25 protein-coding genes and 1 pseudogene are annotated in these 25078 nt (G+C 67.3%); 7 read left to right on the top strand and 19 right to left on the bottom strand.

Going from position 1 to position 25078, the window contains the following annotated elements; all coding sequences use genetic code 11:
- Nucleotides 1–143 precede the first annotated feature (143 nt).
- From ABQZ09_RS14835 to ABQZ09_RS14815, 5 genes are all read right to left on the bottom strand, one after another.
- Nucleotides 144–1559, bottom strand: a complete 1416-nt coding sequence (locus ABQZ09_RS14835; RefSeq protein ID WP_039410573.1) for an amino acid permease — start codon at nucleotides 1557–1559, stop codon at nucleotides 144–146.
- 226 nt (nucleotides 1560–1785) lie between these two features.
- Nucleotides 1786–2166 carry a hypothetical protein gene (locus ABQZ09_RS14830; protein WP_039410576.1) on the bottom strand — a complete coding sequence of 127 codons (381 nt, stop codon included), beginning with the start codon at nucleotides 2164–2166 and terminating at the stop codon, nucleotides 1786–1788.
- 133 nt (nucleotides 2167–2299) lie between these two features.
- The gene (locus ABQZ09_RS14825) at nucleotides 2300–2920 is read right to left on the bottom strand and encodes a glutathione S-transferase family protein (RefSeq protein ID WP_228315144.1); all 621 of its coding nucleotides are present in this window, start codon (nucleotides 2918–2920) and stop codon (nucleotides 2300–2302) included.
- A 203-nt stretch (nucleotides 2921–3123) separates the two neighbouring features.
- Complete coding sequence (locus tag ABQZ09_RS14820; protein WP_349777312.1) at nucleotides 3124–3354, bottom strand: hypothetical protein; 231 nt, start codon at nucleotides 3352–3354, stop codon at nucleotides 3124–3126.
- Between the two features lie 299 nt (nucleotides 3355–3653).
- Nucleotides 3654–4571 carry a LysR family transcriptional regulator gene (locus tag ABQZ09_RS14815; RefSeq protein ID WP_184553871.1) on the bottom strand — a complete coding sequence of 306 codons (918 nt, stop codon included), beginning with the start codon at nucleotides 4569–4571 and terminating at the stop codon, nucleotides 3654–3656.
- A gap of 97 nt (nucleotides 4572–4668) precedes the next feature.
- Between ABQZ09_RS14815 and ABQZ09_RS14810 the strand changes: the two genes are divergently transcribed.
- From ABQZ09_RS14810 to ABQZ09_RS14800, 3 genes are all read left to right on the top strand, one after another.
- Nucleotides 4669–5676, top strand: coding sequence for a zinc-binding alcohol dehydrogenase family protein (locus ABQZ09_RS14810; RefSeq protein ID WP_184374378.1), 1008 nt, complete (start codon nucleotides 4669–4671; stop codon nucleotides 5674–5676).
- A 177-nt stretch (nucleotides 5677–5853) separates the two neighbouring features.
- A complete protein-coding gene (locus tag ABQZ09_RS14805) occupies nucleotides 5854–7386 on the top strand; it encodes a DNA recombination protein RmuC (RefSeq protein ID WP_349777311.1) in 1533 nt (510 codons plus the stop codon).
- 184 nt (nucleotides 7387–7570) lie between these two features.
- Nucleotides 7571–7951: a hypothetical protein gene (locus tag ABQZ09_RS14800; RefSeq protein WP_349777252.1), complete on the top strand. Its 381-nt coding sequence runs from the start codon at nucleotides 7571–7573 to the stop codon at nucleotides 7949–7951.
- Between the two features lie 67 nt (nucleotides 7952–8018).
- Here ABQZ09_RS14800 and ABQZ09_RS14795 read toward each other — a convergent pair whose 3' ends face one another.
- From ABQZ09_RS14795 to ABQZ09_RS14785, 3 genes are read right to left on the bottom strand one after another with little or no spacing between them, the layout of a single operon-like run.
- Nucleotides 8019–8645, bottom strand: a complete 627-nt coding sequence (locus ABQZ09_RS14795) for an MATE family efflux transporter (RefSeq protein ID WP_349777251.1) — start codon at nucleotides 8643–8645, stop codon at nucleotides 8019–8021.
- A 14-nt stretch (nucleotides 8646–8659) separates the two neighbouring features.
- Nucleotides 8660–9412: an MATE family efflux transporter gene (locus ABQZ09_RS14790; RefSeq protein WP_349777250.1), complete on the bottom strand. Its 753-nt coding sequence runs from the start codon at nucleotides 9410–9412 to the stop codon at nucleotides 8660–8662.
- A gap of 16 nt (nucleotides 9413–9428) precedes the next feature.
- The gene (locus ABQZ09_RS14785) at nucleotides 9429–9893 is read right to left on the bottom strand and encodes a MarR family winged helix-turn-helix transcriptional regulator (RefSeq protein WP_184553877.1); all 465 of its coding nucleotides are present in this window, start codon (nucleotides 9891–9893) and stop codon (nucleotides 9429–9431) included.
- 116 nt (nucleotides 9894–10009) lie between these two features.
- On the opposite strand from ABQZ09_RS14785, the gene ABQZ09_RS14780 reads away from it, so the two are divergent.
- A complete protein-coding gene (locus ABQZ09_RS14780) occupies nucleotides 10010–10558 on the top strand; it encodes a glutathione peroxidase (protein ID WP_228315149.1) in 549 nt (182 codons plus the stop codon).
- Nucleotides 10559–10925: 367 nt separating this feature from the next.
- On the top strand, nucleotides 10926–11378 hold the full coding sequence (locus ABQZ09_RS14775; protein ID WP_349777249.1) for a lysozyme inhibitor LprI family protein: 453 nt from the start codon (nucleotides 10926–10928) through the stop codon (nucleotides 11376–11378).
- 50 nt (nucleotides 11379–11428) lie between these two features.
- Here the strand turns inward: ABQZ09_RS14775 and ABQZ09_RS14770 are convergent.
- The 7 genes and pseudogenes from ABQZ09_RS14770 to ABQZ09_RS14740 form a co-directional block, all read right to left on the bottom strand.
- Nucleotides 11429–11585, bottom strand: a pseudogene (locus ABQZ09_RS14770) (ACT domain-containing protein); the annotation flags it as partial.
- A gap of 144 nt (nucleotides 11586–11729) precedes the next feature.
- Entirely contained in the window at nucleotides 11730–12794 is a 1065-nt protein-coding gene (locus ABQZ09_RS14765) for an MlaA family lipoprotein (RefSeq protein WP_349777248.1), read from the bottom strand.
- Between the two features lie 10 nt (nucleotides 12795–12804).
- Entirely contained in the window at nucleotides 12805–13098 is a 294-nt protein-coding gene (locus tag ABQZ09_RS14760) for an STAS domain-containing protein (RefSeq protein ID WP_039410608.1), read from the bottom strand.
- A complete protein-coding gene (locus tag ABQZ09_RS14755; RefSeq protein WP_039410610.1) occupies nucleotides 13088–13750 on the bottom strand; it encodes an MlaC/ttg2D family ABC transporter substrate-binding protein in 663 nt (220 codons plus the stop codon). Before ABQZ09_RS14755 ends, ABQZ09_RS14760 begins: the two co-directional genes overlap by 11 nt.
- On the bottom strand, nucleotides 13747–14280 hold the full coding sequence (mlaD, locus tag ABQZ09_RS14750; protein ID WP_349777247.1) for an outer membrane lipid asymmetry maintenance protein MlaD: 534 nt from the start codon (nucleotides 14278–14280) through the stop codon (nucleotides 13747–13749). The genes ABQZ09_RS14755 and mlaD overlap by 4 nt, the downstream gene beginning before the upstream one ends.
- Nucleotides 14281–14288: 8 nt before the next feature.
- Nucleotides 14289–15038: an MlaE family lipid ABC transporter permease subunit gene (locus ABQZ09_RS14745; RefSeq protein WP_184553888.1), complete on the bottom strand. Its 750-nt coding sequence runs from the start codon at nucleotides 15036–15038 to the stop codon at nucleotides 14289–14291.
- Nucleotides 15038–15832, bottom strand: a complete 795-nt coding sequence (locus ABQZ09_RS14740) for an ABC transporter ATP-binding protein (protein WP_039410617.1) — start codon at nucleotides 15830–15832, stop codon at nucleotides 15038–15040. Before ABQZ09_RS14740 ends, ABQZ09_RS14745 begins: the two co-directional genes overlap by 1 nt.
- Before the next feature lie 396 nt (nucleotides 15833–16228).
- Here ABQZ09_RS14740 and ABQZ09_RS14735 point away from each other — a divergent pair, with 396 nt between their 5' ends.
- Entirely contained in the window at nucleotides 16229–16516 is a 288-nt protein-coding gene (locus ABQZ09_RS14735; RefSeq protein ID WP_005991442.1) for a DUF6916 family protein, read from the top strand.
- 6 nt (nucleotides 16517–16522) lie between these two features.
- Here ABQZ09_RS14735 and ABQZ09_RS14730 read toward each other — a convergent pair whose 3' ends face one another.
- Genes ABQZ09_RS14730 through ABQZ09_RS14715 form a run of 4 tightly spaced genes read right to left on the bottom strand, consistent with a single transcriptional unit; the run spans nucleotide 16523 to nucleotide 18803 of the window.
- Nucleotides 16523–17071, bottom strand: a complete 549-nt coding sequence (locus ABQZ09_RS14730; protein WP_349777246.1) for a GNAT family N-acetyltransferase — start codon at nucleotides 17069–17071, stop codon at nucleotides 16523–16525.
- A gap of 4 nt (nucleotides 17072–17075) precedes the next feature.
- Entirely contained in the window at nucleotides 17076–17612 is a 537-nt protein-coding gene (locus ABQZ09_RS14725; protein WP_039410645.1) for a phage tail protein, read from the bottom strand.
- 58 nt (nucleotides 17613–17670) lie between these two features.
- Nucleotides 17671–18198 (bottom strand): phage tail protein, encoded by a 528-nt coding sequence (locus ABQZ09_RS14720; RefSeq protein WP_058562827.1) that lies wholly within the window; start codon nucleotides 18196–18198, stop codon nucleotides 17671–17673.
- A 59-nt stretch (nucleotides 18199–18257) separates the two neighbouring features.
- A complete protein-coding gene (locus tag ABQZ09_RS14715; RefSeq protein ID WP_039410623.1) occupies nucleotides 18258–18803 on the bottom strand; it encodes a phage tail protein in 546 nt (181 codons plus the stop codon).
- Between the two features lie 302 nt (nucleotides 18804–19105).
- On the opposite strand from ABQZ09_RS14715, the gene ABQZ09_RS14705 reads away from it, so the two are divergent.
- Complete coding sequence (locus ABQZ09_RS14705; protein WP_503019200.1) at nucleotides 19106–24961, top strand: putative Ig domain-containing protein; 5856 nt, start codon at nucleotides 19106–19108, stop codon at nucleotides 24959–24961.
- Nucleotides 24962–25078: the final 117 nt, after the last annotated feature.

Raw genomic sequence — 25078 nt, 5'->3', positions numbered from 1 at the left:
GGCTTCGCGCGCACCCTCATCCGGCGCTACACGCCACCTTCTCCCCCATAAAGGAGGACACTGTCCCAGTGGGAGAAGGGAGTGCTGGCATTGCCACAGTGGTTTGAAAGCCTCTCTGCCGCGGGCGAGGAGGACGTCGCGACTCACCCCGCCTGATGCAACCGGCTATTGCGCCGCCCATACGCCAGGTACACCACCACACCCAGCGCATTCCAGACCAGAAACCACAGCTGCGTCTTGCTCGGCAGGCTCCAGAACAGGTACAGGCAGCCCAGGATCGCCACCGGGCCCACCACCCACGCCAGCGGCGTGCGGAAGGCGCGCGCACGGCCAGGCTCGCGCACACGCAGCACCAGCAGACATGCAGCCACCGCGGTGAACGCCGCCAACGTGCCGGCATTGGCCAATGCGGCGATCTCATCCAGCCGTGCCACGCCCGCCAACGCCGCCACCAGCACCGCGGTGAACAGCGTGATCGCCACCGGTGTGCCGGTGCGCGCATTGACCTTGGACAAGCCGCGCGGCAACAGCCCGTCGCGCGACATCACGAAGAAGATGCGGCTCTGCCCGTACAAAAACGCCAGCAGCACGGTCGGCAACGCAATGATCGCCACCGCACCGATCACCAACGCGGCCTTGCCGTGGCCGAGTTCGCGCAGGATCAGCGCCAGCGGCTCCGGGCTCTTGCCGAACACGGTGAAGCTCATCGCACCCACTGCCGCCAGCGCCACCAGCACGTAGATCAGCGTGCAGCCGATCATCGAGCCGACGATGCCGATCGACAGATCGCGCCCCGGGTTCTTGGTCTCTTCGGCCGCGGTGGAAATCGCATCGAAACCGTAGAACGCGAAGAAGATGATCGCCGCCGCTGCCATCACCCCGCGCTCCACGCCGTCCGGGCCCATCGCCTTGGAGAAGCCATACGGCATGAACGGCTGCAGGTTGGCGCTGTTGAAGGCTGGCAACGCGATCGCCACGAACACGCCCAGCGCGATGATCTTCAGCACCACCAGCACCGCATTGAGCGTGGCGCTTTCCTTGGTGCCGGCCATCAGCATGCCGGCTACCAGGAAGGTGATCACCACCGCCGGCAGGTTCACGATACCGCCGGCATGCGGCCCGGCAATCAGCGTCTGCGGCAGCTCCACCCCCAGCCACTGCAGGAAACCGACGAAGTAGCCTGACCAGCCCACCGCCACCGTGCTGACCACCAGCGAATATTCCAGCACCAGGCTCCAGCCCACCACCCAGGCGATGCTCTCGCCCAGCGCGGTGTAGCTGTAGGTGTAGGCACTGCCGGCCGCCGGCATCATCGTGGCCATTTCCGCATACGCCAGCGCCGCGCAGGCGCACACGATGCCGGCCGCTACGAACGACAGCAGCACGGCCGGGCCGGCCTTGTCGGCGCCTACGCCGATCAGCGTGTAGATACCGGTGCCGACGATCGCGCCGATGCCCAGCGCGATCAGGTGCGGCCAACTCAGGCTGCGGACCAGTTGCCGCCCGGCTTCGTGCACGGTGACCTGATCGATGGATTTGCGCCTGAGCCAAGACGACATGCGGACCTCGCGGGAATCAAAAGAATGCGCGAGTGTCGCCCAACGCAGCGCAGCAAAGCTATCGGTCCAAGGTCATGTGGCGGCGCAGGTCGGGCAGGGCAGACGCGCCTGCCTGCATCAGCGTGGCGCGTGCTTCGCTTTGCCAGACCTTCGCCATCTAACCGACGTCTGCAGCCCGGCGCTTCTACGAATCCCACGTCCCAACGCACCAATCCCGCTCAATCGCTCACTCAATCGACGGACGATGCGGCGGGCGTGCATTGCGATAGATCAGTTGCACCGCCCAGGCGCCGGCCAGCCCGACCACACCGGCGGCAAACTGGCTCCAGTCCAGCAACTGCGGCGCCGCGCCATTGGCCTCATGTCCCCACAGGTTGAACCACAGCAGCACCGCCGCGGTGATCCCCATGCCGATCCAGAACCACAGCCGTGTGCCGCCGATCGCGTACACCAGGAACGGCAACGCCGCTCCAATCAAAAAATGCACCGGGAAAAAATACGCCGTGCCATACGGCCGCATCAGCGACCAGACGATCACTGCAAAGGTGCCCAGAAACGCAAACAAGCCCAGGGCAAGCAGGCGGGTCTGATTGGTGGCAGTGGTCATCGGCAAGCCTCGCAGGAGCAGAGCCTCAGCCTACCCATGCGCAGGTCACGTTGAGGTCAATGCGTGCCGCAAGCGCCGCGGCGACATCACGGCGTGTTGCTGCGGCCGCTTTGCGCGGGCCTGCCCGCCATGCTCAAGGCGCGCTGCAGCCATGGCGTTGAAACCCGACGCGCGTGCACAGCTGCGCGTAATACGCCGCCACGGCGGGCAGCACCGGGCGCGCGATAGGGCTGGCCATCCAGCGTTGGGTCGACAGCCCCAGCACGATGTCGGCCAGGGTGAATTGCGCGCCCAGCACATACGGGCCGGCCTGTTGCAGCTGCGCATCCAGCAGCGCCATCAGCCGGTTCCACGCCTGCACGCTGTCTGCGATGCACTGCATGTCGGTATGCGCCGCACTGCCACGCACCGTGGCCATGAACGCGTACCGCCACGCCGGGTTGAGCTCGGTGGCCTGCCAGTCCATCCATTGCTCGACCCGTGCCCGCGCTGCCGGCGCACTCGGCAGCAGATCCTCGCGCCGGCTGCGTGCAGCCAGATAGCGGCAGATGGTGTTCGATTCCCACAGCACCACCGTGCCGTCGCGTAGCACCGGCACCAGACCGTTTGGATTGAGCGCCAGGAACGCGGGCGCCTGGACCGATGCGGCGCCGCTGCCGTAGGCATGCAGGCGGTAGTCCAGCTGCATGTCCTCGCACAGCCACAGCACCTTGCGCACATTGATCGAGGTGAGCGTTCCGTAGATGTCCAGCATGTGCATCCCGACGAGTGAAGTGGTGCAGGCGGCGTAACGCGCCACCAGGAGAAATAGCGCGTTATGCGCATCGCTGCCAGGCATCATCGCAGCAGCCCGGCGGTCGTGTCTGCGCGTAAGGCAGTACAGGCAGCGGACGCTGCAGGACGCAACTGCGTTGCGCCTGGCGGATGCGACGTGGGTTCGTCAGTAGTCGCGCCTGGCTATATGTCGAGCTTGCCTGCGTAAGCGTCGCGCACATGCTGGCTGATGTAGGTGCTCAGCCCGCGCCCCGCCTTGGCCAGGCGTTGCATGGTCGCCACCACGTCGGCGCCTGCACTGTCGGCGGTGTACACATAGGTCTCGCCGCTGCGGAAACGCACCGCAATTGCATCCCCGGCCAGCGCATACGCCACCACGCCGGAGTGGCCATCACGGTTGCCGTAGCGCTGCAGGGGAACCGGGCTGGGTGAGGTCATGCCAGCAGGCTAGAACCGCCGCGGTGATGGGCGCTTCAACGAGCCCGGCAATGCCGGCGCGGTCGTCTGCGGTGACCTCCACACCGTCATGCACATGCCATCGCGTAGCAGCATGCGGGCCGCATGGGCCGGACATGCAGGGCACCGGAACGCTGGCGTGGCATGCGATACCGCGCCCTCCGCGTCTTGCCTGGCGGGCTGCGGGCCCGCCGAACCCCGAGCGCGACGCCGCATCAGCCGCGGCCGTCGGCACCTTGCACCACGAGCACAGCACGTCAGCCCTGGGCCGGCGGATACAACGCCGTCAGCGCCTGGCAGCGCTGCGCAAACAGCGCGTGCAGCTGGCGCACCGCCGGCGAAAACTGCTTGCGATGCGGGCACACCAGATGCAGCGGCAAGCGGTCGCCATCGTCGGGGAACAGCACCTCCAGCCGCCCGGCCTGCACGTCGGCGCAGACATCCAGCCATGACTTGTAGGCGATGCCTTCGCCGGCCACGGCCCAGCGCCGCACGATGTCGGCGTCGTCGCACAGCATCGCCCCACGTACCGGCACCACCTGGCGGCGGCCGTCGCGTTCGAACTGCCAGCGGTCGTAGGCGCGCCCGGCCAGCAGATACAGCAGGCAGGCGTGGTCGCGCAGCGCCTCCAGCGTGGCCGGCCGCCCGTGCCGCTGCAGATACGCTGGCGCGGCCACCAGCACCCGGCGGTTGTGCGGTGCCAACGGCAGCGCGACGTGGTCGCCGCCGTCGATGCGCCCGAGCCGGAACGCCACATCCACCGGCGCGCGATACAGGTCGGCCACCTGGTCGGACAGATGCAGCCGCAAAGTCAGCTTCGGATGCGCAGCGCGGAACTCGGTCAGCCAGGGCAGCAGCACATTGCGGCCCAGGTCCGACGGCGCGGTGACCTGCAGCAGGCCCTGCAATTCGCTGTCGCGCCCGCGCACATGCTCGCGCCCGTCGCGTAGCAGCTCCAGTACCTGGCGCGCATACGGCAGGTACTGCTCCCCCTCGGCGGTCAGCCGCAGGCTGCGGGTGGACCGTGCGAACAGGCGCAGATCCAGTGCCCGCTCCAGCCGGGCCACCGCCGCGCTGACCTGCCCCGGCAGCAGGTCGGCCTCACGCGCGGCATTGGAAAAACTGCCCAGCGCCGCGGTACGTACGAACAGCGCCAGGTCGTCGAAGCGGACCATCTTCACTCCAATCGTGAAAGTGCTTATGCAGTTTGCCGGTTTTTCTCCTAATCCCGGCAGCCGACCATGCATGTCCCCTCCCTGCATGACGCCCGCCATGAAAGCCATTGCCTACCCGCAGCACGGCCTGCCCATCGACGATGCGCGCGCGCTGGTCGAACTCGAACTGCCGCTGCCCGAACCCGGCCCGCGCGATCTGCGCGTGCGCATCCATGCCATTTCGGTCAATCCGGTGGACACCAAGGTGCGCGCCAACGCGCCGGTGGAATCGCCGCGCGTGCTCGGCTGGGACGCCAGCGGCGTGGTTGACGCCGTTGGCAGCGAGGTCAGCCTGTTTCGCCCCGGCGACGCGGTGTACTACGCCGGCGCGCTGACCCGCCCGGGCACCAACGCCGAATTCCATCTGGTGGACGAGCGCCTGGTCGGGCGCAAGCCGGCCACGCTCGACGATGCCGCGGCTGCGGCACTGCCGCTGACCGCCATCACCGCCTGGGAATTGTTGTTCGACCGGCTGCGCATTGCCGAAGGCGGCGGCCAAGGCCAGGCGTTGCTGGTGGTCGGCGCGGCCGGCGGCGTCGGCTCGATCCTGGTGCAGCTGGCGCGCACGCTGACCAAGCTGACCGTGATCGGCACCGCCTCGCGCCCGCAGACCCAGGATTGGGTCTACGCACTCGGCGCGCATCACGTCATCGACCACACCCAGCCGCTGGGCGAGGGCCTGCAGCGGATCGGCATCGCGCAGGTGCAGCACGTGGCCAGCCTCACCCACACCGACCAGCACTTCGCGCAGCTAGTGGAGGTGCTCGCACCGCAGGGCCAGCTGGCGCTGATCGACGACCCGGCCACGCTGGATGCGCTGCCGCTCAAGCGCAAGAGCCTGTCGCTGCACTGGGAGCTGATGTTCACCCGCTCGCTGTTCGAAACCGACGACATGATCGCCCAGCACCACCTGCTCAACCGTGTCGCCGAGCTGATCGACAGCGGCCTGCTGCGCACCACCCTGGGCGAGCACTACGGCCGCATCACCGTCGACAACCTGCGCCGCGCCCACGCCGCGCTGCAATCGCACCGCACCCGCGGCAAGCTGGTGCTGGAAGGCTTCTGACCTCAGGCCTGCGCAGCGAGACAGCGGCTGCTCAGGCCGCTGCCTCGCAGATTCCCGGGCGCTGCGCGCGCTCGGGCGGGCGACGGTCCGCGACGCAGCTGTTGCGACAGGCACCGTTACACTGCGCGCATGTCATCCGAATCCCTGATCCTTCTCGGGCTGCTTGTCGTAGTCCTGGTGTTGCAGCTGCTCGCGCTGCTGCGACGTCCCTCCACCACCGCGCTGGAGCACGCGCTGCGCGCCGAGCAACGCGACGGCCGCGGCGAACTGCGCGAGCAACTCGAAGGCCTGGCACGGCAGCAGGACGGCCGCCTGGAAACCTTTGCGCGCAATCTCACCGAACTGTCCACGCGCACCGATCAGCGCCTGGACCTGCTGCGCGACGCGCTCGGCGAAGACGCGCGCAAGGCGCGCGAAGAAAGTGGCCTGGCCCAGCAACGCACCGGCGAACTGCTGACCCTGCGGCTCACCGAACTGCGTACCCAGCTGGAAGGCTTCGGCCAGCAGCAGGAAACCCGCATCCACATGTTCGGCCAGCAACTGACCGAGCTGATCGCGCGCACCGACACCCACATGGCCGCCTTGCGCGAAGCGCTGGCCGAAGATTCGCGCAAGGGCAGGCAGGAGGCCGGCGAATCGCAACAGCGCTTCACCGAAGCGCTGGGCCAGCGCCTGACCGAGCTCACCCAGCGCAACGAACTGCGCATCGGCGAAATGCGCACCACGCTGGAACAGCAGCTGGCCAACCTGCAAAACGACAACGCCAGCAAGCTCGAACTGATGCGCGCCACCGTCGACGAAAAATTGCAGACCACCCTCAACACGCGCCTGGATGCCTCGTTCAAGCTCGTGTCCGAACGGCTGGAACAGGTGCAGCGCGGCCTGGGCGAAATGCAGCAGCTGGCTACCGGCGTGGGCGATCTCAAGCGCGTGCTCACCAACGTCAAGGACCGCGGCGGCTGGGGCGAAGTGCAGCTGGACAACATCCTCGAGCAGACGCTGACGATGGAGCAGTACGCGCGCGGCGTGCGGGTCAAACCCGACAGTGCCGAAGCGGTGGATTTTGCGATCCGCCTGCCCGGGCGCGGCGACGACACGGTGGTGTGGCTGCCGGTCGACGCCAAGTTCCCGCGCGAGGACTACGAACGCCTGATCGACGCGCAGGAAAAAGGCGACCTGGACGCGATCAAGAGTTCGACCGCGCAGCTGGAACGCGCCATCCGCGTGCAGGCCAAGTCGATCAGCGACAAGTACGTCTGCCCACCGCATACGACGGATTTTGCGGTGATGTTTCTGCCCACCGAAGGCCTGTACGCCGAAGTCATCCGCCGCGCCGGTCTGGTCGATCTGCTGCAGCGCGAGCACCGCGTGGTGCTGGCCGGCCCGACCACCTTCACCGCCTTGCTCAACAGCCTGCAGATGGGCTTCCGCACGTTGGCGATCGAGAAGCGCTCCAGCGAGGTCTGGCAGGTGCTGGGCGCGGTGAAGAGCGAGTTCGGCAAGTTCGCCGGCATTCTCGAAAAGGCCGAGCGGCAGATCAGCACCGTCGGCAAGAGCCTGGGCGAAGCCAGCCGCAAGACCCGCACCATCGAACGCCGCCTGCGCGGTGTGGAAACCCTGGCCGGCGAGCAATCGCAGGCGCTGCTGGACGATGGCAGCGACGAAGGCGCCGGGCTCTCACACGACGACAGCAGCGACGAGCAGGAGTAGCCAGCAAGTGCAGGAGGCCTGACCGGCCGCACAGCGCCCGATGACCGACCCACCCGTAGGAGCGCCCAAGGGCGCTCCTACACAGCAGGTCTGCGAGGTCCTGTTCTTGCGCCGGATGTCGAGCACACCGCGCAGACATCGCCACCGCGATGCTTGCACGCACCCTAGTCAAGAAGAGCATCCCATGGCGACGCGATGGATCTACGCAACGGTGTGCGTGCTGCTGCTGGGCGCCTGCAGCGCTACGCCGGCATCTCGTTCGGGCACCGCCGCATCTGATGCGCAGCCACCGCGCGCAGCCTCTGCCGATACCGCAGCATGCACCGCAAAGGGCGGTCAACTGCGTCCGGTCGGCCGCATGCAAACGGTGCGCTGCATCGTGCCGTATGCTGATGCCGGCAAGACCTGCAGCGACAACAGCGACTGCAGCGGCGATTGCCTGGCCACCAGCATCGTGCCGACCGGTGCCGCTACCACCGGCACCTGCCAGCGCGACAGCGACCGCTTCGGCTGCCGCCAGGAAATCATCGGCGGCAAGGGCCAGGCGGCGCTGTGCATCGACTGATGCGCGGATAGGGCATCAGGCGCGCGTCGCGTCGAGATGCCGCAACGCATGCACCAGCGCCAGCGGCCTATGCGTCCACCACCACGTCCGCGGTGCGACGCGGCCAGCCAAGCCGGCCGAACATCGATCCACCGGCGATGGCCAGCGCCGTCCCCAGCCCATACACCAGCAGCGCCGCGCTCCGTGCCAGGTAGACCTGGTGCAGGCCGCCACCCAGCCGGATCGCCGCGATGCCGATGCCGGCCGCGATCAGCAGGCGCAGCAAGGTCGTGCAGATCGGCCATAGCAGCCTTCCTGCGCCCTGCGAGGCGAAGTACAGCGCCAGACCCATGCCCAGAAAGCCGTAGAACGGCCCTACGGTCTGCAGGTACAGCGTGCCGGTCTGCAGCATGGTCGCATCGCTGCCATACAAGGACAGCCAGCCGCGCGGGAACAGCGCCGCCGCAACGCCGATGGTTTCGGTAATGGCAAACGCCATGGCCGCACCGATCCAGGTCGCGCGCAGTGCGCGCTCGCGTTTGCCCGCACCGATGCAGGTGCCCACCATCGTCAGCATCGGTGCTCCCAGGCCGAAGACCAGCGGGATCAGCACGTATTCCAGCCGCGATGCAGTGCCGTAGCCGGCAATCGCGCCGGAGCCGAAATGCCCGGCCAACGAGGTGGCAACGCCCACCGCCAGATTGGTGCAGATCACCCCGATCGCCGAGATCAGGCCAACCCGCAGGATGTCGCGGAAGACCGCTGCACGCAGGCGGATCGCCGCAAACGACAGGCGCAGCAGGCTGCGCGGCGAACGCAGATAGGCCGCCAGCACCAGCGTGCCGACGATGTAGTACAGCAGCAGCGCCAGCGCACCGCCGGCAATGCCCAGCGCAGGAATCGCCCCCAGCCGAAGATCAGCAACGGCGACAGCGGGATCAATCCGATGACCCCGTAGACGGTGACCTTGGCCAGCACGGCCATATTGCCGGAGCCGCGCAGCACCGCCGCCAGCGAATTCAACAGCCAGACAAACACCGCGCCTGCGAAGATCCAGTGCGAGTAGGTCAGCGCGGCATCGAGCGCGGCGCCTGTCCCGCCCATCTGCCGATACAGCCAGCGGCCGCCCGCCCACAGCGCAAGCGTAAAGAGCACACCGAACGCCACGGCGATCACCAGCGCATGCACCACCACCGCGTTGGCATCCTCGCGCCGGCCGCCGCCCAGGGCCCGCGCGATCGACGAGGCAATGCCGCCGCCGATCGCACCGGAGGACATCATCTGCATCAGCATCACGATCGGGAACACCAGCGCCATGCCGGCCAGCGCATCGGTGCCGAGCTTGCCGACAAAATAGGTCTCGATCAGCCCGGCCGACGCCTGCGCGACCATGACCAGTACGTTGGGAACCGCCAGCCGCGCGAGCGTGGGCGCGATCGGGGCTTCCAGCAGCAGGCGGGTGCGGGCATCGAGTGCGGTCATGGAGGCAGCGCTGCTCTTAGTCGGGGGAGTCGTCGGTATCGGCAAGCCCGGCCTGTTGCAGCGTGGCCAGTGTGTCGTCGAGCAGGCCATGCAGGGCGAGCACACGCTCGCTGCCCAGCAGTGCGGTGAGGCTGGATTGCGCCTTCTGCCACTGCGTCCGGGCCTGGGTATGCCGGCGACGGCCGGCGGCGGTGAGCGTGATCAGGCGGCTGCGCGCATCGGGGCCGTCGGCCTGTTGCACCAGTCCGGCCAGCATCAGCGGCTTGAGATTGCGTGTGAGCGTGGATGCATCCAGGCCCATCTTGCGCGCCAGGTCGACCGGCCGGATCGGGCTCAGCGTGAGCAGATGCGATAGCAGCGAATACTGCGTCGCCTTCAGGCCGCTCGCACTCAGATACGTCGCGTAATGGCGCGACACCATCCGCGACACGCTGCGCAGGCGGAAGTTGGTACAGCCGGTCGGCGTGCGGGGTGTGGCCATGCGGCGAGTGTAGCCAAGATACTTGCATATACAAGTATTGAGGCACGGTGCAGTACAGGTCACCCATGCGCGCGCGGCGGTTTATGCTGGCTACCCCGCAGATCAGGACAGCCCCGATGAGCCAGACGCTGTACGACATTCCCGTGACCCGCATCGAAGGCGAGCCGGCCACATTGGCCGACTATCGCGGCAAGGTGCTGCTGGTGGTCAACGTCGCCTCCAAGTGCGGCCTGACCCCGCAGTACGAAGGCCTGGAAGCGCTGTACCGCGACAAGCATGCGCAAGGTCTGGAAGTGCTGGCGTTTCCGGCCAACGACTTCAACGGCCAGGAGCCCGGCAGCGAGGCGGAGATTGCGCAGTTCTGCCAGCTCACCTACGACGTCACCTTCCCGATGTTCGCCAAGATCGCGGTCACCGGCGGCGACACCCATCCGCTGTATCAGGCCCTGACCCATGCACGCCCGAGTGCCACCGGCGACGGCCCGATGCGCGAAAAGCTCGCTGGCTACGGCATTGCGCCCAACCCCGCACCCGGCGTGTTGTGGAACTTCGAAAAATTCCTGATCGGCCGCGACGGCACCGTCATCGAGCGCTTCGCCCCCGATGTCCCGGCCGACGATGCACGCCTGCGTGCAGCGGTGGATGCGGCGCTGGCAGCGGCCTGAGTCCCGCGCGCCGGCCCAGACATGCGCCAGAGCAGAGCTTGCGCGCGCCCTGTACCGCGTCCGCTGCATGCGCCACTCTCCCGATGGGCAAGACACTGCAGCGCACGATCAGAGGCCGGCGCTCCCCCCTCTCTCCCGTCAGGGAGAGGGGGAAGGACGGTACGGCGGAAGGCCGACCAGGCCGCACGCTCGACACGCACTGTCGCCGAACATCGCAGCGTATCTCCACCGCCATGCGGCAAGACGTTTCAGGCACTGCCATCGCATCTGCCCCGGCAATCACCGCAACGACGCGGGAGCCGACAGACAGCGTGCAGCCGCCATCGCCGACCCGCTCCCCTCGCGCGACGCACGATCAACCGATCCCATGATCCGGCTAATCATCGACCAAGCTACCAATCAGGTGCACATGACGACGCGATCCGGCTGGATATTTCTCGTGCTGCTTTTCAGCGTGCCATCGCATGCGACGGAGCGTTGCCACGATCTCGAAACGACCACGGACAGCAATAAATGCTGGTCGGCAGAAGTGGGCCGATCGCAGCAACGCCTGGCCGCGTATCTGGCGGCCGCGCGCACCCGGGCCGTCGTCACGCTGGGGGTGTCGGGCGAGGCGTTCGACAACGCGCAGGCGGCCTGGGCGAGCTACAAGACGCTTCACTGCAGCAACATACGACAGCGCTGGACGGGTGCAACGGTCGGAACGGCCAAGGCGGCCCGCTGCGCCGTCGACCTCAACGACCAGCGCGCACATGATCTGTGGCAGAGCTATCTCACCTACGAAGATCGCACCCCGCCATTGCTGCCCGAACCGGAGTGACACCGGACACATGACCCAGGCGCCCGACGATATGTCCTGCGCCCGCACCTGCGGGCCACTCCATCGATGCCGGGCAAAGCGTCCAGCTTAGCGAGCAAGGCCGACAGCTGGTCGTAGCCGCTGACCTTGAGCCGCAGCCGTACGTGCGCCCTGCCGGCATCGCACGGTGTCGCTGCTGATCTCCGGCAGGTGGGCGTCATCAGGCGCAGGCGGTGTGGGCGAGCCCGGCGCAGACCGGCATCTGCGGGCCTGTGCGCTTTCCACGCAGGCAGCTGCGGCCACGACATTGCGCTGCCCAGAAAAAAACCCGGGATCGCTCCCGGGTTTTTCTGTTCACGCCTGGCGGGCCGGTCAACGCACCCAGCTGGGAATCGGCATCGCATCCACCGGCACCGTGTTGTCCTTGTCTTCGCGCAGATACTCCGGCAGCTCGTTGTTCTGTTCGCGGTGGCTGCGCAGGTCGCGGGTGATCTGGTAATTACGGCGCTGCATCCAGGCATCGCGGGTCAGGGCGTACTCGTCCGGCGCCTGGTCGCGTAGCGAGTCCAGCGACATCAGCTGCGCGCGCGTGTCCACCAGTTGCAGGCCCTGCAGCGCGAAACGCGCACCGCCGTCGTCGACCTGGCGCACCCACGACAGCGGGATGTCGCCACCCAGGCCGAAGGTGTCACGCACCGTGCGCGGCCCGAACAGCGGCAGCTCGAAGTAGCGCGAGTTACGCCAGCCCCACACGCCCAACGTCTGACCGAAGTCTTCGCTGCGGCGCGGAATCCCCGCCGCGCTGGCCGGGTCGAACAGCCCGGCGATACCCAGGGTGGTATTCATCACGAACCGGCCCAGCGACTGCGCCGCATACACCGGGTGGCCCTGCAGCAGCTGGTTGACCATGGTCAGCGGCGTGCCGAGGTTGTCGAAGAAGTTGGTGACGCCCAGCCGCGCCGGACTCGGCACCACCTTGGTGTAGGCGGTCGCCAACGGCCGTGCCACGCCGCGGTCTACCGCCAGGTTGAAGCGGTGCATGCCGCGGTTGTAGCGCTCCCACGGGTCGTACGCTGGCGCCGCGCCCGGCTGGGCGGGTGCGCCATTGGCGCCTGCCTGTGGCGTGGTGGTGCCGTACAGGGCATTGAAGTCGTCCTCGGCCGAGGTGGGCGCGCCGGACGCGTCCGCGCCGGCATCGCCCGCAGCGCCGGTCTGTTCGGCTGGCGCCGCCGCCACCGTGGCTGGCAACGTATCGGGCGCGGCAAACCCGGCGGCGGCCGGTTGCGCGGTCACCCCGGCGTCGTCACGCACCGGTGCCGGAGCATCGGGCGCGGTGTCGGCGCTGGCTGGTGGCGGGGCAGACTTGGGTGCCTGGCTGGCACAGGCGCCAAGCAGCGACAGGCAGGCCAACAGGGAAAGGGTGCGGAACTGGGTCATGGCGTGGCGCTCAGGCCTGAAATTCGAGGGTGGGAGACAAGCGGTAGGCAGCGCGCAATTCGTCCAGACCGGACGCCTCGCCCACCACTGCCGCAGTGCCGGTGCCGCGCACGCGCGCGGCCAGTTCGGCCAGCATCGCCACGCCGGCGCTGTCCAGGCGTTGCACACCCGACAGGTCCAGCGTGCGTACGCCATCGAGCTGTGCGGCCGCCTGCGGCCAGGCCGCGGTGACCGCGGCACGGTCGAGCACGCCGGTGACCACCAGCGTGTCGCCGTTGCGTTGCACGGAGTTGTTACTTGCCATTGGCCGGTGCCGCACCGACCTGCAGGCTGCCGCTGCGCAGGTCGGCGGCGACCTTGGCAATACCCTTTTCGCGCAGCGGACCGTCGAACTGGCCCTTGAAGGTCTGCACATAGGAAATGCCTTCGATCATCACGTCGAAGATCTTCCACTGGCCGCCCACGTTACGCATCAGGTAGTCGACCGGGGTCGGGTCGTTGCCTGCGCGCAGCAGGTCGGTAGACACCTTGACGCCGCGGTTGCCCGGCAGCGCGCTTTCCGACTTGGCACGGAAGGTCGGCTTGCCTTCGAAGTTGAGCAGGGCAGTGCCGTAGCGCTGCATCAGGTTGTCGGCCATCGCATCGGCGAACAGCTTGATGTCGGCATCGGAGGCGCCACGGCCATGCACGCCCAGCACCAGGCGCGCGGCGTAGTCGCGGTCGAAGGCCTTGTTCAATTCGCCATCGATGTACTGACGCAGCGCGGCCGGGTTGCTACGGAACTCGGCGCGGCGCTGTTCCAGCGTGCCCAGGATGCGGGTGCTGCTGTCGATGACGGTCTTGGTGGCCGCGCCCTGCGCAGGCGCACTGGCGGCGGCCGGCTGCGCCAGCACGGTGGCCGGTGCGCACACCAGCAGGGTCGAGGCCAGAATGGCAGAGAGCAGGGTGGTCTTCATTGATGCGGTTCCGTAGAGGGAGAAGCGGGCTGGGCAGGCGGGGCGGCCTGACCGTCTGCAGCGGATTTATCACCGCCGCCACTGAACATGTACTTGCCGACCAGCTGCAGCAGATCCACCGCCGGCTGGGTGAACCCGATCTCTTCGCCCGGCTTGAGCGTCTCCGGGTCGCCGCCCGGCTGCAGACCGACATAGCTCTCGCCGAGCAGTCCGCTGGTGAAGATGCCGGCCGAGGTGTCGGCGGGCAGGTCCTTGTATTTCGTGTCCAGCGACAGCGTCACCACCGAATCGAACTTGGTCGGATCCAGGCTGATGTCGGCCACCTTGCCGATGGTCACCCCGCCGATCTTCACCGGCGCCTGCGCGCGCAGCTGGCCGATCTGGCTGAAGCGCGCGATCAGGGTGTACTGGCTGGAACCGAAGCCCCAGCGCTGGTTGGTCGAGGCCACCGCCAGCACCAGCAGCGAGGCCAGGGTCAGCAGCAAAAAGGCGCCAACGGCGAATTCGAGTCGTGGTCCACGCATGGCCATGGGCTATCTCACCTAAACAACATTGCAGAAAGGACGAAGTTGAACATCAGCACCAGCAACGAGGCATTCACCACCGCACGGGTGGTGGCGATGGAGGTGCCTTCGATGGTCGGCTCGGCATGAAAGCCCACGTAGGCGGCGACCAGCGCGGCGGTACCGCCGAAGATCGCCGACTTGAGCATCGCCACGCCGAAGTCGTCCCAGAAATCCACGCTGTTGCTCAGGCCCGACCAGAACGTGCCGTTGTCGATGCCCAGCACGTGCACCGCTTCAAAGTAGCCGCCGGTGATGGCCAGCGAACAGAACACGCCGGTCAGCAACGGCACCGTGAGCACTGCCGCCCAGAAGCGTGGCGCCACCGCCTTGGCTACCGGGTCGATGGCCATCAGCTCCAGCGCCTTGATCTGGTCGGTGGCACGCATCAGGCCAAGCTCGGCTGCGATCGAGCTGCCAGCGCGGCCGATGAACAACAGTGCGGTCAGCACCGGTGCCAGCTCGCGGTACAGCGACAGCCCCAGTAACGTCGACAGCGCATCCGATGCACCGTAGGTGGTGAGCGTGCGGTAGCCCTGCAGGGTCAGCACCAGGCCGACGAAGGCACCGCCCACCGCAATGATTGGCAGCGAACGCGCGCCAACCTTGTAGATCTCGCGCACCAGCTCGGCGGCGAAGTCGCGGGTGGGCAGCGAGCCACGCAGCACGGTCAACGAAAACAGCCCGGCGCGGCCGAAGGCGCGAATGGAATCGGCGAAGGCCATCAGGCAGCGCTCCGGTCGCGGCGTGGTGCGGCATCGAAGGCGATCGGGCCGTCCGGCTGGCCGTGCAGGAACTGCTGCACCAGCGGATCGGTGCTGTCCTGCAGGTGTTGGGGCGTGCCGGCGAACACGATGCCGCCATTGGCGATGACCACGGCCTGATCGCTGATCGGCAGCGTCTCGTGCACGTGGTGGCTGACGATGATGCTGGTCAGGCCCAGGCTGTCGTTGAGGCGCTGGATCAGGCTCATGATCACACCCGAGGCGATCGGGTCCAGCCCGGTCAGCGGCTCGTCGTAGATCATCAGCGGCGGGTCCAGCGCCAGCGCACGTGCCAGCGCCACGCGCCGCGCCATGCCGCCAGACAGCTCGCGCGGCCAGGCGTCGGCCGCCGCCAGCAGGCCCACCGCGTGCAGCTTCATCTGCACCAGGCGTTGCAGCACCGGCGCCGGCAGGCGCGTATGCGTGCGCAGCGGCAGTGCGACGTTGTCGGCCACGCTCAGGTCGGTCAGCAACCCATTGCCCTGCAGCAGCACGCCGACATTGCGGCGCATCTCCAGCAGTGCCCGGCTACCGGTGGGAATGGCGTTGCCGAACAAGGTGACCGTGCCGGCCACCGGGCGCAGCTCGCCGGTCAATGCCGCCAGCAGCGTGGACTTGCCGCTACCGGACGGACCGAGCACGGCGGTGATGCTGCCGCGTGGCACGTCGAGCGATACGTCGCGCAGGATCGTCCGCCCGCCGCGATCGATGCGGACACCGGACAGTTGCACGACAGAAGAAGCGGACGCCGTCATCGAGGCCTTTAACAGAATTCCAACGCGATAGAGTAACTGTCACACGGCTGAACATAACCGAACCGCCGCGTGCAGTATTGTCGCATTCATGCGGCAGACAATGGGGCCGCCCGTGTCGCCATCTGCGTAACAGCGTGTCCCGCAACGCACGGACGATTGCGCTACATGCGACGGCTACCGAACGTACGCTGCAGTAGGGAGTCGCTGCAGGTGCGGCTGGCGTTTCAGAATCTGTGGCGATCACGCGTTGTCATAGTCGGATACCACGTGCACTGCGATGGCGCCTGCCGCATCGCTCCGATCTGTCGAGTACGTCGCGTTGTTGGCATCCCCATCTTGTGGCGCCGGCGCGAACCACGCGACGATCCGTGCACATCGTCATGAAAGGAATCATCCATGGAGTTGCTGACGCTTGAACACTTTGCCGGCAGCGTCAACGAAACCTTCGCTGCCTCCTTGAACGAGGGCGAGGTACCGTTCGTGCTGGTGGAAGCGAGGCCATTGCAGGACACACGCAATGCGCAGCGTGCGCCGTTCTCGCTGCTGTTTCGCAATGGCTCGGCCTTTTTGTTTCCGCAACAGACCTATCAGATGCGTCACGCGCGCCTGGGCGAGATCGGCATCTTTCTGGTGCCGGTGGCGCGCGAACGCGACGGGTTCCTGTATCAGGCCGTGTTCAATTGAGCACGCTCAGCTGAGCAGTTGAGCATGGGGAGTCCAGTGCATCTGCAGATGCGTCTGGGTGCTGCACCCCGCAATGAAGCCGTGACGAACATACAGCCGCTGCGCGGCAGGGTTGGCGTGCAGCACATGCAGGCACACGGCGCACCCCGCAGCGCGGGCGGATGCCTGCGTGTAGGCGATCAGGTGCGAGCCAATGCCCTTGCCGCGCCAGTCCGGCAGCAGGCTGATATCCACCAGCGTGTGTTGCGTGGTGGTGCGGTGCAGGTACAGGCGACCGATACGCAATGCCCCAACCTGGACGATCAACAAGTCGGCACCGGCGAAATGCTGCAGGTAATGGGCGCGTTGCAACGCGAATTGCTGGTCCAGAAACGCGCGTTTGGTCTGCTCCGCCCACGGCACCTGCGCCAGTTCCTCGCGCCGCGTACTGGCGTAGAGATCGCGTAGCCAGGGCAGATCGGTGGCGCGCTCGGGACGAAGCACGCCGCCTGGCACGCCCAGTGCAGCAGGTGGTTCCAGGTCGATCGGCGCGACCCTGTGACGCAGGTGCGGCATGGCTTCAGTCGAACACCGGGTAATCGCCCTGCAGCGCGATGCAGAAGTTCATGGCCAGATAGGGCTGCCGGTTCTCGTGCGCCTGGCCGTTGCCGGCGGGCAGCACCATGGTTGGGGAAAACTGCTGGTCGGGTGCAACTGCATTGAACGGCCGGTCGCTGTTGCTGTTCAAGTTCGACAGTGCGGCTCCGCTGCTGGGGGTGCCGCTTTTCTTGCTCGGATCCGCTTGCGAGAACGCATTGAAGCCGTGCTCGTGGTTGGGCATCTGCGTGCTCAACAGGCTCACCGAGGCGGAGCCGAACGCATTGCCCAGCGCATGTGGCGTCAGACCCGGCGCCGCCCCCTGCTGGCAGCCGGCGCGCGCGGAGAAGTTCGGCAACTGAAATGTGGTGCTGCCGTTTCCGCCATAGGCCACGCCCAGCAACGAGAACAGCGCGGTGTTCTGCATGACCGGCAGGGTTGCGCCGTTGCACAGCGCCCAACCGTATGGGTTGTAATCGAAGGCAAACAACTGGATTTCGCCGAAATAGGGTTCGGTCATGCGCATTTCCTCCGGTGGAGCGATGCAGGCCGCGACCGACTCGGCGCGGCGCCGTGGATCAGGACTGCTGTGGAAAGATGCCCGTGGTGGCGATGCAGTACTGCACCGTCAGCGTCGGCATCGTGTTGTCGTGCGGCTGGCTGCCCCCTGTGAACGAGGTGCTCTGCGTGGACATCGCCAGCGCGGTGGCCCCGGTCACGTCGCTGGCATAGAACAGCGTGGCACCGACCGCCGCGGGCAGGAGTCCGGCCGGTGAGGGGCTGGTTGCCGCCACCGTCGTGACCTGTGCGACATGGGTATGCGCCGGCATCTGCGGCACGGTCACGGCCACCGTTTCGGTACCGCTCTTCTGGGCGATCACGTAGTTGCTCAGGCCAGGGCCCTGGCCCTGGTGAACCGGCAGGCGTCCGCGTAGATCCGGCACCCCGAAGTTTGTTTGCCCATCGCCGCCATACGAGGTGCCTAGCAGGAGGTACAGTGCTTCGTATTCGGAGATCTGCAGCAGCGAGCCGTCGCACGCCTGCCAGCCCTGAGGCGTGCGGCCGAAGCCGAACATGCGGATTTCGCCGATGAATGGAGTGCCCATGTGATCCTTCCTGGTCGATGAGGCGCCGCGCGTTCAGGCGCAGCCGAATGCGGTCGCGTTTAGCTGCGCGAGGGGAAAATGCCCGACAGCGCGATGCAGAAATTGATCGTGGTGTAGGGCTGCAGATTCGGATGCGGTTGGTCACCGCCAGCGGGCGCGACCGTTGCCGGCGCCAGCGGAACCGTCGTTCCCGGAGCGGCATATAGCGGCGTGGCGGCACCCGAAGTGGCCATGTTGGTGGCAAACACGCGGCCGGTCGGTGTGCGGTTGTTGCCGCCGGTGCTGCTGCATTCCACCAGGTGGTTGTGCGCGGGCAGGTTGGCGGGCAGCAGGGTCACCGCCTCCGCGCCGCCCGCCTGACCCATCGGTGCAACCGGCGGCTGCCAATTCGCATCGGCCGAAGGCGCGTACCCGACCGGTGTGCGACCGCGCAGATCAGGTAGGGCAAACGTAGTCCGGCCATCGCCGCCAAAGCGCGGCCCTAGCAGACTGAACAATGCCTGGTTCTGATTGACCGGCAGCAGCTGGCCATTGCATTGCGCAAAATATTTCGGCGCGAAGGCGAAACCGGTCAGCATGACCTGGCCGATGAAAAACTCGCTCATGCAGCTCTCCCTGCGTAGGTGCGCCGCCGACATGTGTCGGGGGTCGCCGTACAGATACCCGTCGCGACGGCGTCCCACAAGCCGGGACAATTCAGAACTGGGATGAAGTATTAATTTTTTGTTCTTTAACTGGCAGTCAGTTCCTGTTTCAATGCGCTCGCAATGCCAGGGGATGACGTCTCTAGGGCGGCATTGCCTTCAGGCACGAGGACCGTGCCGGCGCCGGGGTGGCGCTTCATCAGGGGTAGAACGTGAACAAGCCGCAGTGGCGTGGAACAGGCACCGGTGCGCCGATGCGCTGGATGGTGGCCGTGATGATATGCGCCCTGGCGCTCCTGCTACCCGGACAGGTCTGGGCACAGGGGGCGTCGGCCTATTGTTCGACCCAGAACGCCACGATCAATCAGGGCGGTTCGGTGACGTTCGACGTCAGCAACTGCGATGGCCCCTCCAACATCGGCATGGGCGACGACCCGCGCAATCCGCTGGATGCCAATGGCCGCGGTTCCACTGCCAACGGCAGCATCCAGCTCAGCTTTCAGAGTGGCCCCGGCACCCAGACGGTCACCTATACGCATGGGGGGAATTCTGCGACCTCCGATACGTTCTACCTGCGCGACGAGGACGAAAACGTCCTCACCTTCAACATCACCATCAACCCCTCGCGCACGGCCAGCATTGCGGTCAGCCCGGTCAACCGCAGCGAGGACAGCGGCGCTGCCTTCGTCTACACGGTGACGTTGAGCCAGACCAACACATCGGCGACCACGGTGAACCTGGCCCGGAGCGGTACCGCGACCAGCGGCACCGACTACTCCGGTGCGGTGAGCAGCGTCGTGGTGCCGGCCAACGCCTCCTCCGCCAGCTTCAGCGTCACCCCGATCGCCGATGGCGTGGTGGAACCGGACGAGACGGTGACCTTCAGCGTCGCCACCGGCACCGGCTATTCGCCCGGCAGCCCGGCCAGCGCGACGGCCACCATCGTCAATGACGACGTCACCACCGCCTCGATCGCGGTGTCGCCTGCGAGCGTGGCCGAGGATGGCGGCACCAACCTGACCTACACAGTGACACTCACCAATCCGTCGTCAAGCGCCGTCTCGATCGGTTTCAGCATCGGCGGCACGGCAACGTCGGGCACCGACTTCGCGGCGGTGAACTCGCCGCTGGTGATTCCGGCAGGGCAGACCAGCGGCAGCATCGTCATTGATCCCACTGCGGACGCGACGTCGGAGCCCGACGAAACGGTCGTGATCACCCTCAGCGCGGGCAGTGGGTATGTGGTGGGTTCGCCCAACAGCGCCACCGGCACCATCGTCAATGACGATGTGCCGTCGTTGAGCATCAACGACGTCTCGGTGAACGAGGGCAATGCCGGTACGACGACAGCCACCTTCACCGTGTCGTTGAGCCAGCCGGCCGGTGCCGGCGGCGTCAGCTTCGACATCGGCACCGCCGATGGCACCGCAAACGCCGGGTCGGATTACGTCGCCTCCAGCCTGAGCGGGCGGACCATTCCCGCCGGCAGCAGCAGCGCCACCTTCAGCGTGCTTGTCAACGGCGACACCCTCAACGAACCGGACGAGACCTACTTCGTCAACGTCAGCAATGTCACCGGCGCCAATGTGGCCGATGCACAGGGCCTTGGCACGATCGTCAATGACGACACGGCGCCGGCGCTGTCGATCGACGATGTCAGCGTGATCGAGGGCAACAGCGGCACCACCACGGCCACCTTCACGGTGAGCCTGAGCACGGCCAGCGGCCAGACCGTCACGGTCAATTACGCTACCGCCGACGGTACCGCCACGGCTGGCAGCGATTACGCCGCCCGCTCGGGAACGCTGAGCTTCGCCCCGGGAACCACCACGCAGACCGTGGCGATTTCCGTCAACGGCGATCTTTCGGTGGAGCCCAACGAGACCTATCGCGTGGTGCTGTCCAGCGCCACCAATGCCACCATCGCCCGCGCCACCGGTACCGGCACCATCAACAACGACGATGCCGTGGTGATCATCGCCCCGGCGTCGCTGCCGGCGGCAACGGCGGGCACCGCCTACACGCAAAATCTGTCGGCCAGTGGTGGTACCGCCCCGTACACCTTCGCGCTCAGTGCCGGTGCGTTGCCGGCCGGGGTGACCCTGAGCGCCAGCGGCGTGCTGACGGGCACCCCGACCGCCAGTGGCAGCTTCAACTTCACCGTGAGCGCCACCGACAGCGGAGCGCCGACCACCGGAAGCCGCGCTTACACGCTGGTGGTTGCCGGCGCGGCCGTGAACCTGCCGGCCACCACGCTGGCACCGGGAACCGCCGGTCAGGCCTACTCGGCCGCCATCACGCCGGCTAGCGGCGGTATCGCGCCCTATACCTACGCCCTGGCTGCCGGCGTCCTGCCGGCCGGGATCACGGTCAATAGCGCAACCGGTGCGCTGAGCGGCACGCCTACAGCCCCCGGTACCTACAACTTCACCCTGACGGCCACGGACAGCACCTCGGGAACGCCGTCGCAAGGAAGCCGCAGCTATGCATTGACCATCGCTGCCCCGCAGATCGTGGTCGCACCGACCACGGTGCCCGGTGCCACACGTGGCACTGCGTACAGCCAGGCGTTGAGCGCCAGTGGCGGTACCGCGCCGTACACCTATGCGATTGCCGGCGGCGTGTTGCCGGCGGGCCTGACCCTGGCCAGCAACGGCACGCTGTCGGGTACGGCGACAGTGGAAGGCACGTTCAACTTCACCGTGCAGGCGACCGATGCCAACAGCTTTACCGGCACGCAGGCGTATGCGCTGACCGTAGCTGGCCCGACCCTGGTGCTGCCTGCATCCACCTTGCCTGCGGGCACGGCAGGGCAGGCGTATACCGCGGCGATCACTCCGGCCACCGGCGGCACCGCCCCGTACAGCTATGCGCTGACTGGCGGCGCGCTGCCGGCCGGTATGGTGCTGGATGCGGCGACCGGCGGTCTGAGTGGCACACCCACCGTGGCGGGCACGTTCAACTTCACCCTCACTGCCTCCGACAGCACGCCCAGCCCGGCTGCGCAGGCATCGCGCAGCTATGCGTTGACCATCGCTGCCCCGCAAGTCGTGGTCGCACCGACCACGGTGCCGGGTGCCACGCGTGGCACTGCGTACAGCCAGGCGTTGAGCGCCAGTGGCGGTACCGCGCCGTACACCTATGCGATTGCCGGCGGCGTGTTGCCGGCGGGCCTGACCCTGGCCAGCAACGGCACGCTGTCGGGTACGGCGACAGTGGAAGGCACGTTCAACTTCACCGTGCAGGCGACCGATGCCAACAGCTTTACCGGCACGCAGGCGTATGCGCTGACCGTAGCTGGCCCGACCCTGGTGCTGCCTGCATCCACCTTGCCTGCGGGCACGGCAGGGCAGGCGTATACCGCGGCGATCACTCCGGCCACCGGCGGCACCGCCCCGTACAGCTATGCGCTGACTGGCGGCGCGCTGCCAGCCGGTATGGTGCTGGATGCGGCGACCGGCGGTCTGAGTGGCACACCCACCGTGGCGGGCACGTTCAACTTCACCCTCACTGCCTCCGACAGCACGCCCAGCCCGGCTGCGCAGGCATCGCGCAGCTATGCGTTGACCATCGCTGCCCCGCAAGTCGTGGTCGCACCGACCACGGTGCCGGGTGCCACGCGTGGCACTGCGTACAGCCAGGCGTTGAGCGCCAGTGGCGGTACCGCGCCGTACACCTATGCGATTGCCGGCGGCGTGTTGCCGGCGGGCCTGACCCTGGCCAGCAACGGCACGCTGTCGGGTACGGCGACAGTGGAAGGCACGTTCAACTTCACCGTGCAGGCGACCGATGCCAACAGCTTTACCGGCACGCAGGCGTATGCGCTGACCGTAGCTGGCCCGACCCTGGTGCTGCCTGCATCCACCTTGCCTGCGGGCACGGCGGGGCAGGCGTACACCGCGGCCATCACTCCGGCCACCGGCGGTACTGCGCCCTACAGTTATGCGTTGAGCGCAGGCACCCTGCCGGCCGGTGTGGTGCTGGATGCGGCGACCGGTGGACTGAGCGGCACACCCACCGTGGCGGGCACGTTCAACTTCACCCTCACTGCCTCCGACAGCACGCCCAGCCCGGCTGCGCAGGCATCGCGCAGTTATGCACTGACCATCGGCGCGGCCACGCTGGTAATCGGGCAGGGCACGTTGCCGCCGGCCGTCAATGGCACCGCCTATAGCCAGACATTGACCGTGTCCGGCGGCGTGGCGCCTTACCGTTTCAGCGTGACCAGCGGCACCTTGCCGGCCGGGTTGACGCTGGCTGCCGACGGCACGCTGTCCGGCACGCCCAGTGCCGAGGGCGTCAGCAACTTCACCATCACCGTGACCGACGCCAGTGCTGCCAGCGCGGCGCAGGCCTACAGCGTCAGCGTGGGCAGCGCCGCGCCGGTGGCGGTGGCAGACACTGCCGTGACCATGGACGGCACCGCCGTGACGGTGGCGGTGACGGGCAACGACACCGGCACGATCACCGCGATTGCCATTACCACTGCGCCGACCAATGGCAGTGCCGTGGTCAATGGCTTGGATGTGGTCTACACGCCAAACGCCGGATTCATCGGCACCGACGTGGTGAGCTATACCGCGAGCGGCAGTGGCGGCACCTCGGCGGCCACCACGCTGACCATCACGGTCAATGCGCGGCCGGTGGCGGTGTCGGTGACCGCGGAGGCGGTGCCCGGCGAAGCACAGCAGGTGGACATCACCCGCAATGCCACCGGCGGGCCGTTTGTGGCTGCGGCCGTGGTCGCGGTGCTGCCGGCCTCGGCCGGTACTGCCACCATCACCCGGGTGGGCGGCACTGCCACCGCCGCAGCGGCGCGCGCCACTGGCGGCCCGTCGCCGGCCGCGGCGGCAATGGCCGAAACGCCGAGCTTCATGCTGACCTTTACCCCCAACCCGGCGTTCGTCGGCCAGGCCACGGTGCAGTTCACCTTGTCCAACGCCTTCGCGACCTCGGTGCCGGCCAGTGTGGTGTTCAACATCGCGCCGCGCCGCGACCCGAGCCAGGACGCGGAAGTGCGTGGCTTGATCGATGCGCAGTCCGAGTCCACGCGGCGGTTTGCCCGTGCGCAGATCGACAACTTCCAGCGCCGTCTGGAAGCCACCCACCGTGGTGGTGGCAGCTTCACCAACGCGGTGAGCTTCCAGCCCACCTCGCATTGCCGCCAGGCCGAGCGCGGCATCACGGCGCAGCCGTGCAGCCCGGACACCCAGGACGCCGACAACGACTTCCGCGATGCGCCGGCAGCGGCGGCGGCGGGCAGCAGCGAGGGTGTGCAGGGCCAGGGCGACCTGGGCCTGTGGATCGGCGGTGCGATCCGCTCGGGCAGCTTGAACCGGCAGACCAACAGCAACGGCGTGGATTTCCAGACCGACGGCTTGAGCGTCGGCGCCGACTACCGGGTTGCGCAGTCGCTGGCGATCGGTGCGGGCCTGGGCTGGGGCCGCGACGACAGCGATGTGGGCACGCGCGGCAGCCGCAGCAAGGGCACCGCGTACACCATGGCGCTGTATGCCAGCTTCCACCCGGGCAAGGCGTTCTTCTTCGACACCCTGGTGGGTTACCAACTGTTGTCCTACGACCTGCGCCGCTTCGTCACCGACGACAGTTCGCTGGCCGAGGGCAACCGCGACGGCAAGCAGTGGATCGCCTCGCTGTCCACCGGTGCCGACCTGCAGCGCGGCGACGTGCAGATCACCCCGTATGCGCGGGTGGATGTGGCACGTGCCACGCTGGATGGCTATGCGGAAGACGGCGTGGCGCCGTTCGCACTGCGCTATGCCGACATGGATGTGGCCACCACGACCGGCAACCTGGGCCTGCGCCTGGAGTGGCGCCGCGAAGTCGCCTGGGGACGTCTGACCCCGCAGTTGCGCGTGGAGTATCAGCGCGACTTCCAGGGCCGTGGCGATGCCACGCTGAGCTATGCCGATCTCAGCGGCGGCCCGTTCTATCGCACCGCGCAAAGTGCGTTCGACCGCAACCGGTTGATGGTCGGTATCGGCGCGGCATTGCTGACCGAGCAAGGCCTGTCCACGCGCCTGGAATACCGCGGCATTACCGATGGCGACAGCAACAACGACCAGACCTGGATGATCAATCTGGAAAAGAAATACTGATCGCGGCGCAGGCCCGCTCAGCAAGCAACGCGATGGGCCGGGCGATGACCCCGGCCCATCGCATTTGCGACGTTTGCCCGGTGGATGCGGCTGGCCCGCCGCTTGATGGCCTGCCCC

The sequence above is a fragment of the Xanthomonas sp. WHRI 6106 genome, from assembly GCF_040202405.1.
Lineage (GTDB): Bacteria > Pseudomonadota > Gammaproteobacteria > Xanthomonadales > Xanthomonadaceae > Xanthomonas > Xanthomonas cannabis.
Note: the sequence above shows the minus strand (reverse complement) of the source record. Positions and strands in the feature narration are given on the sequence as shown.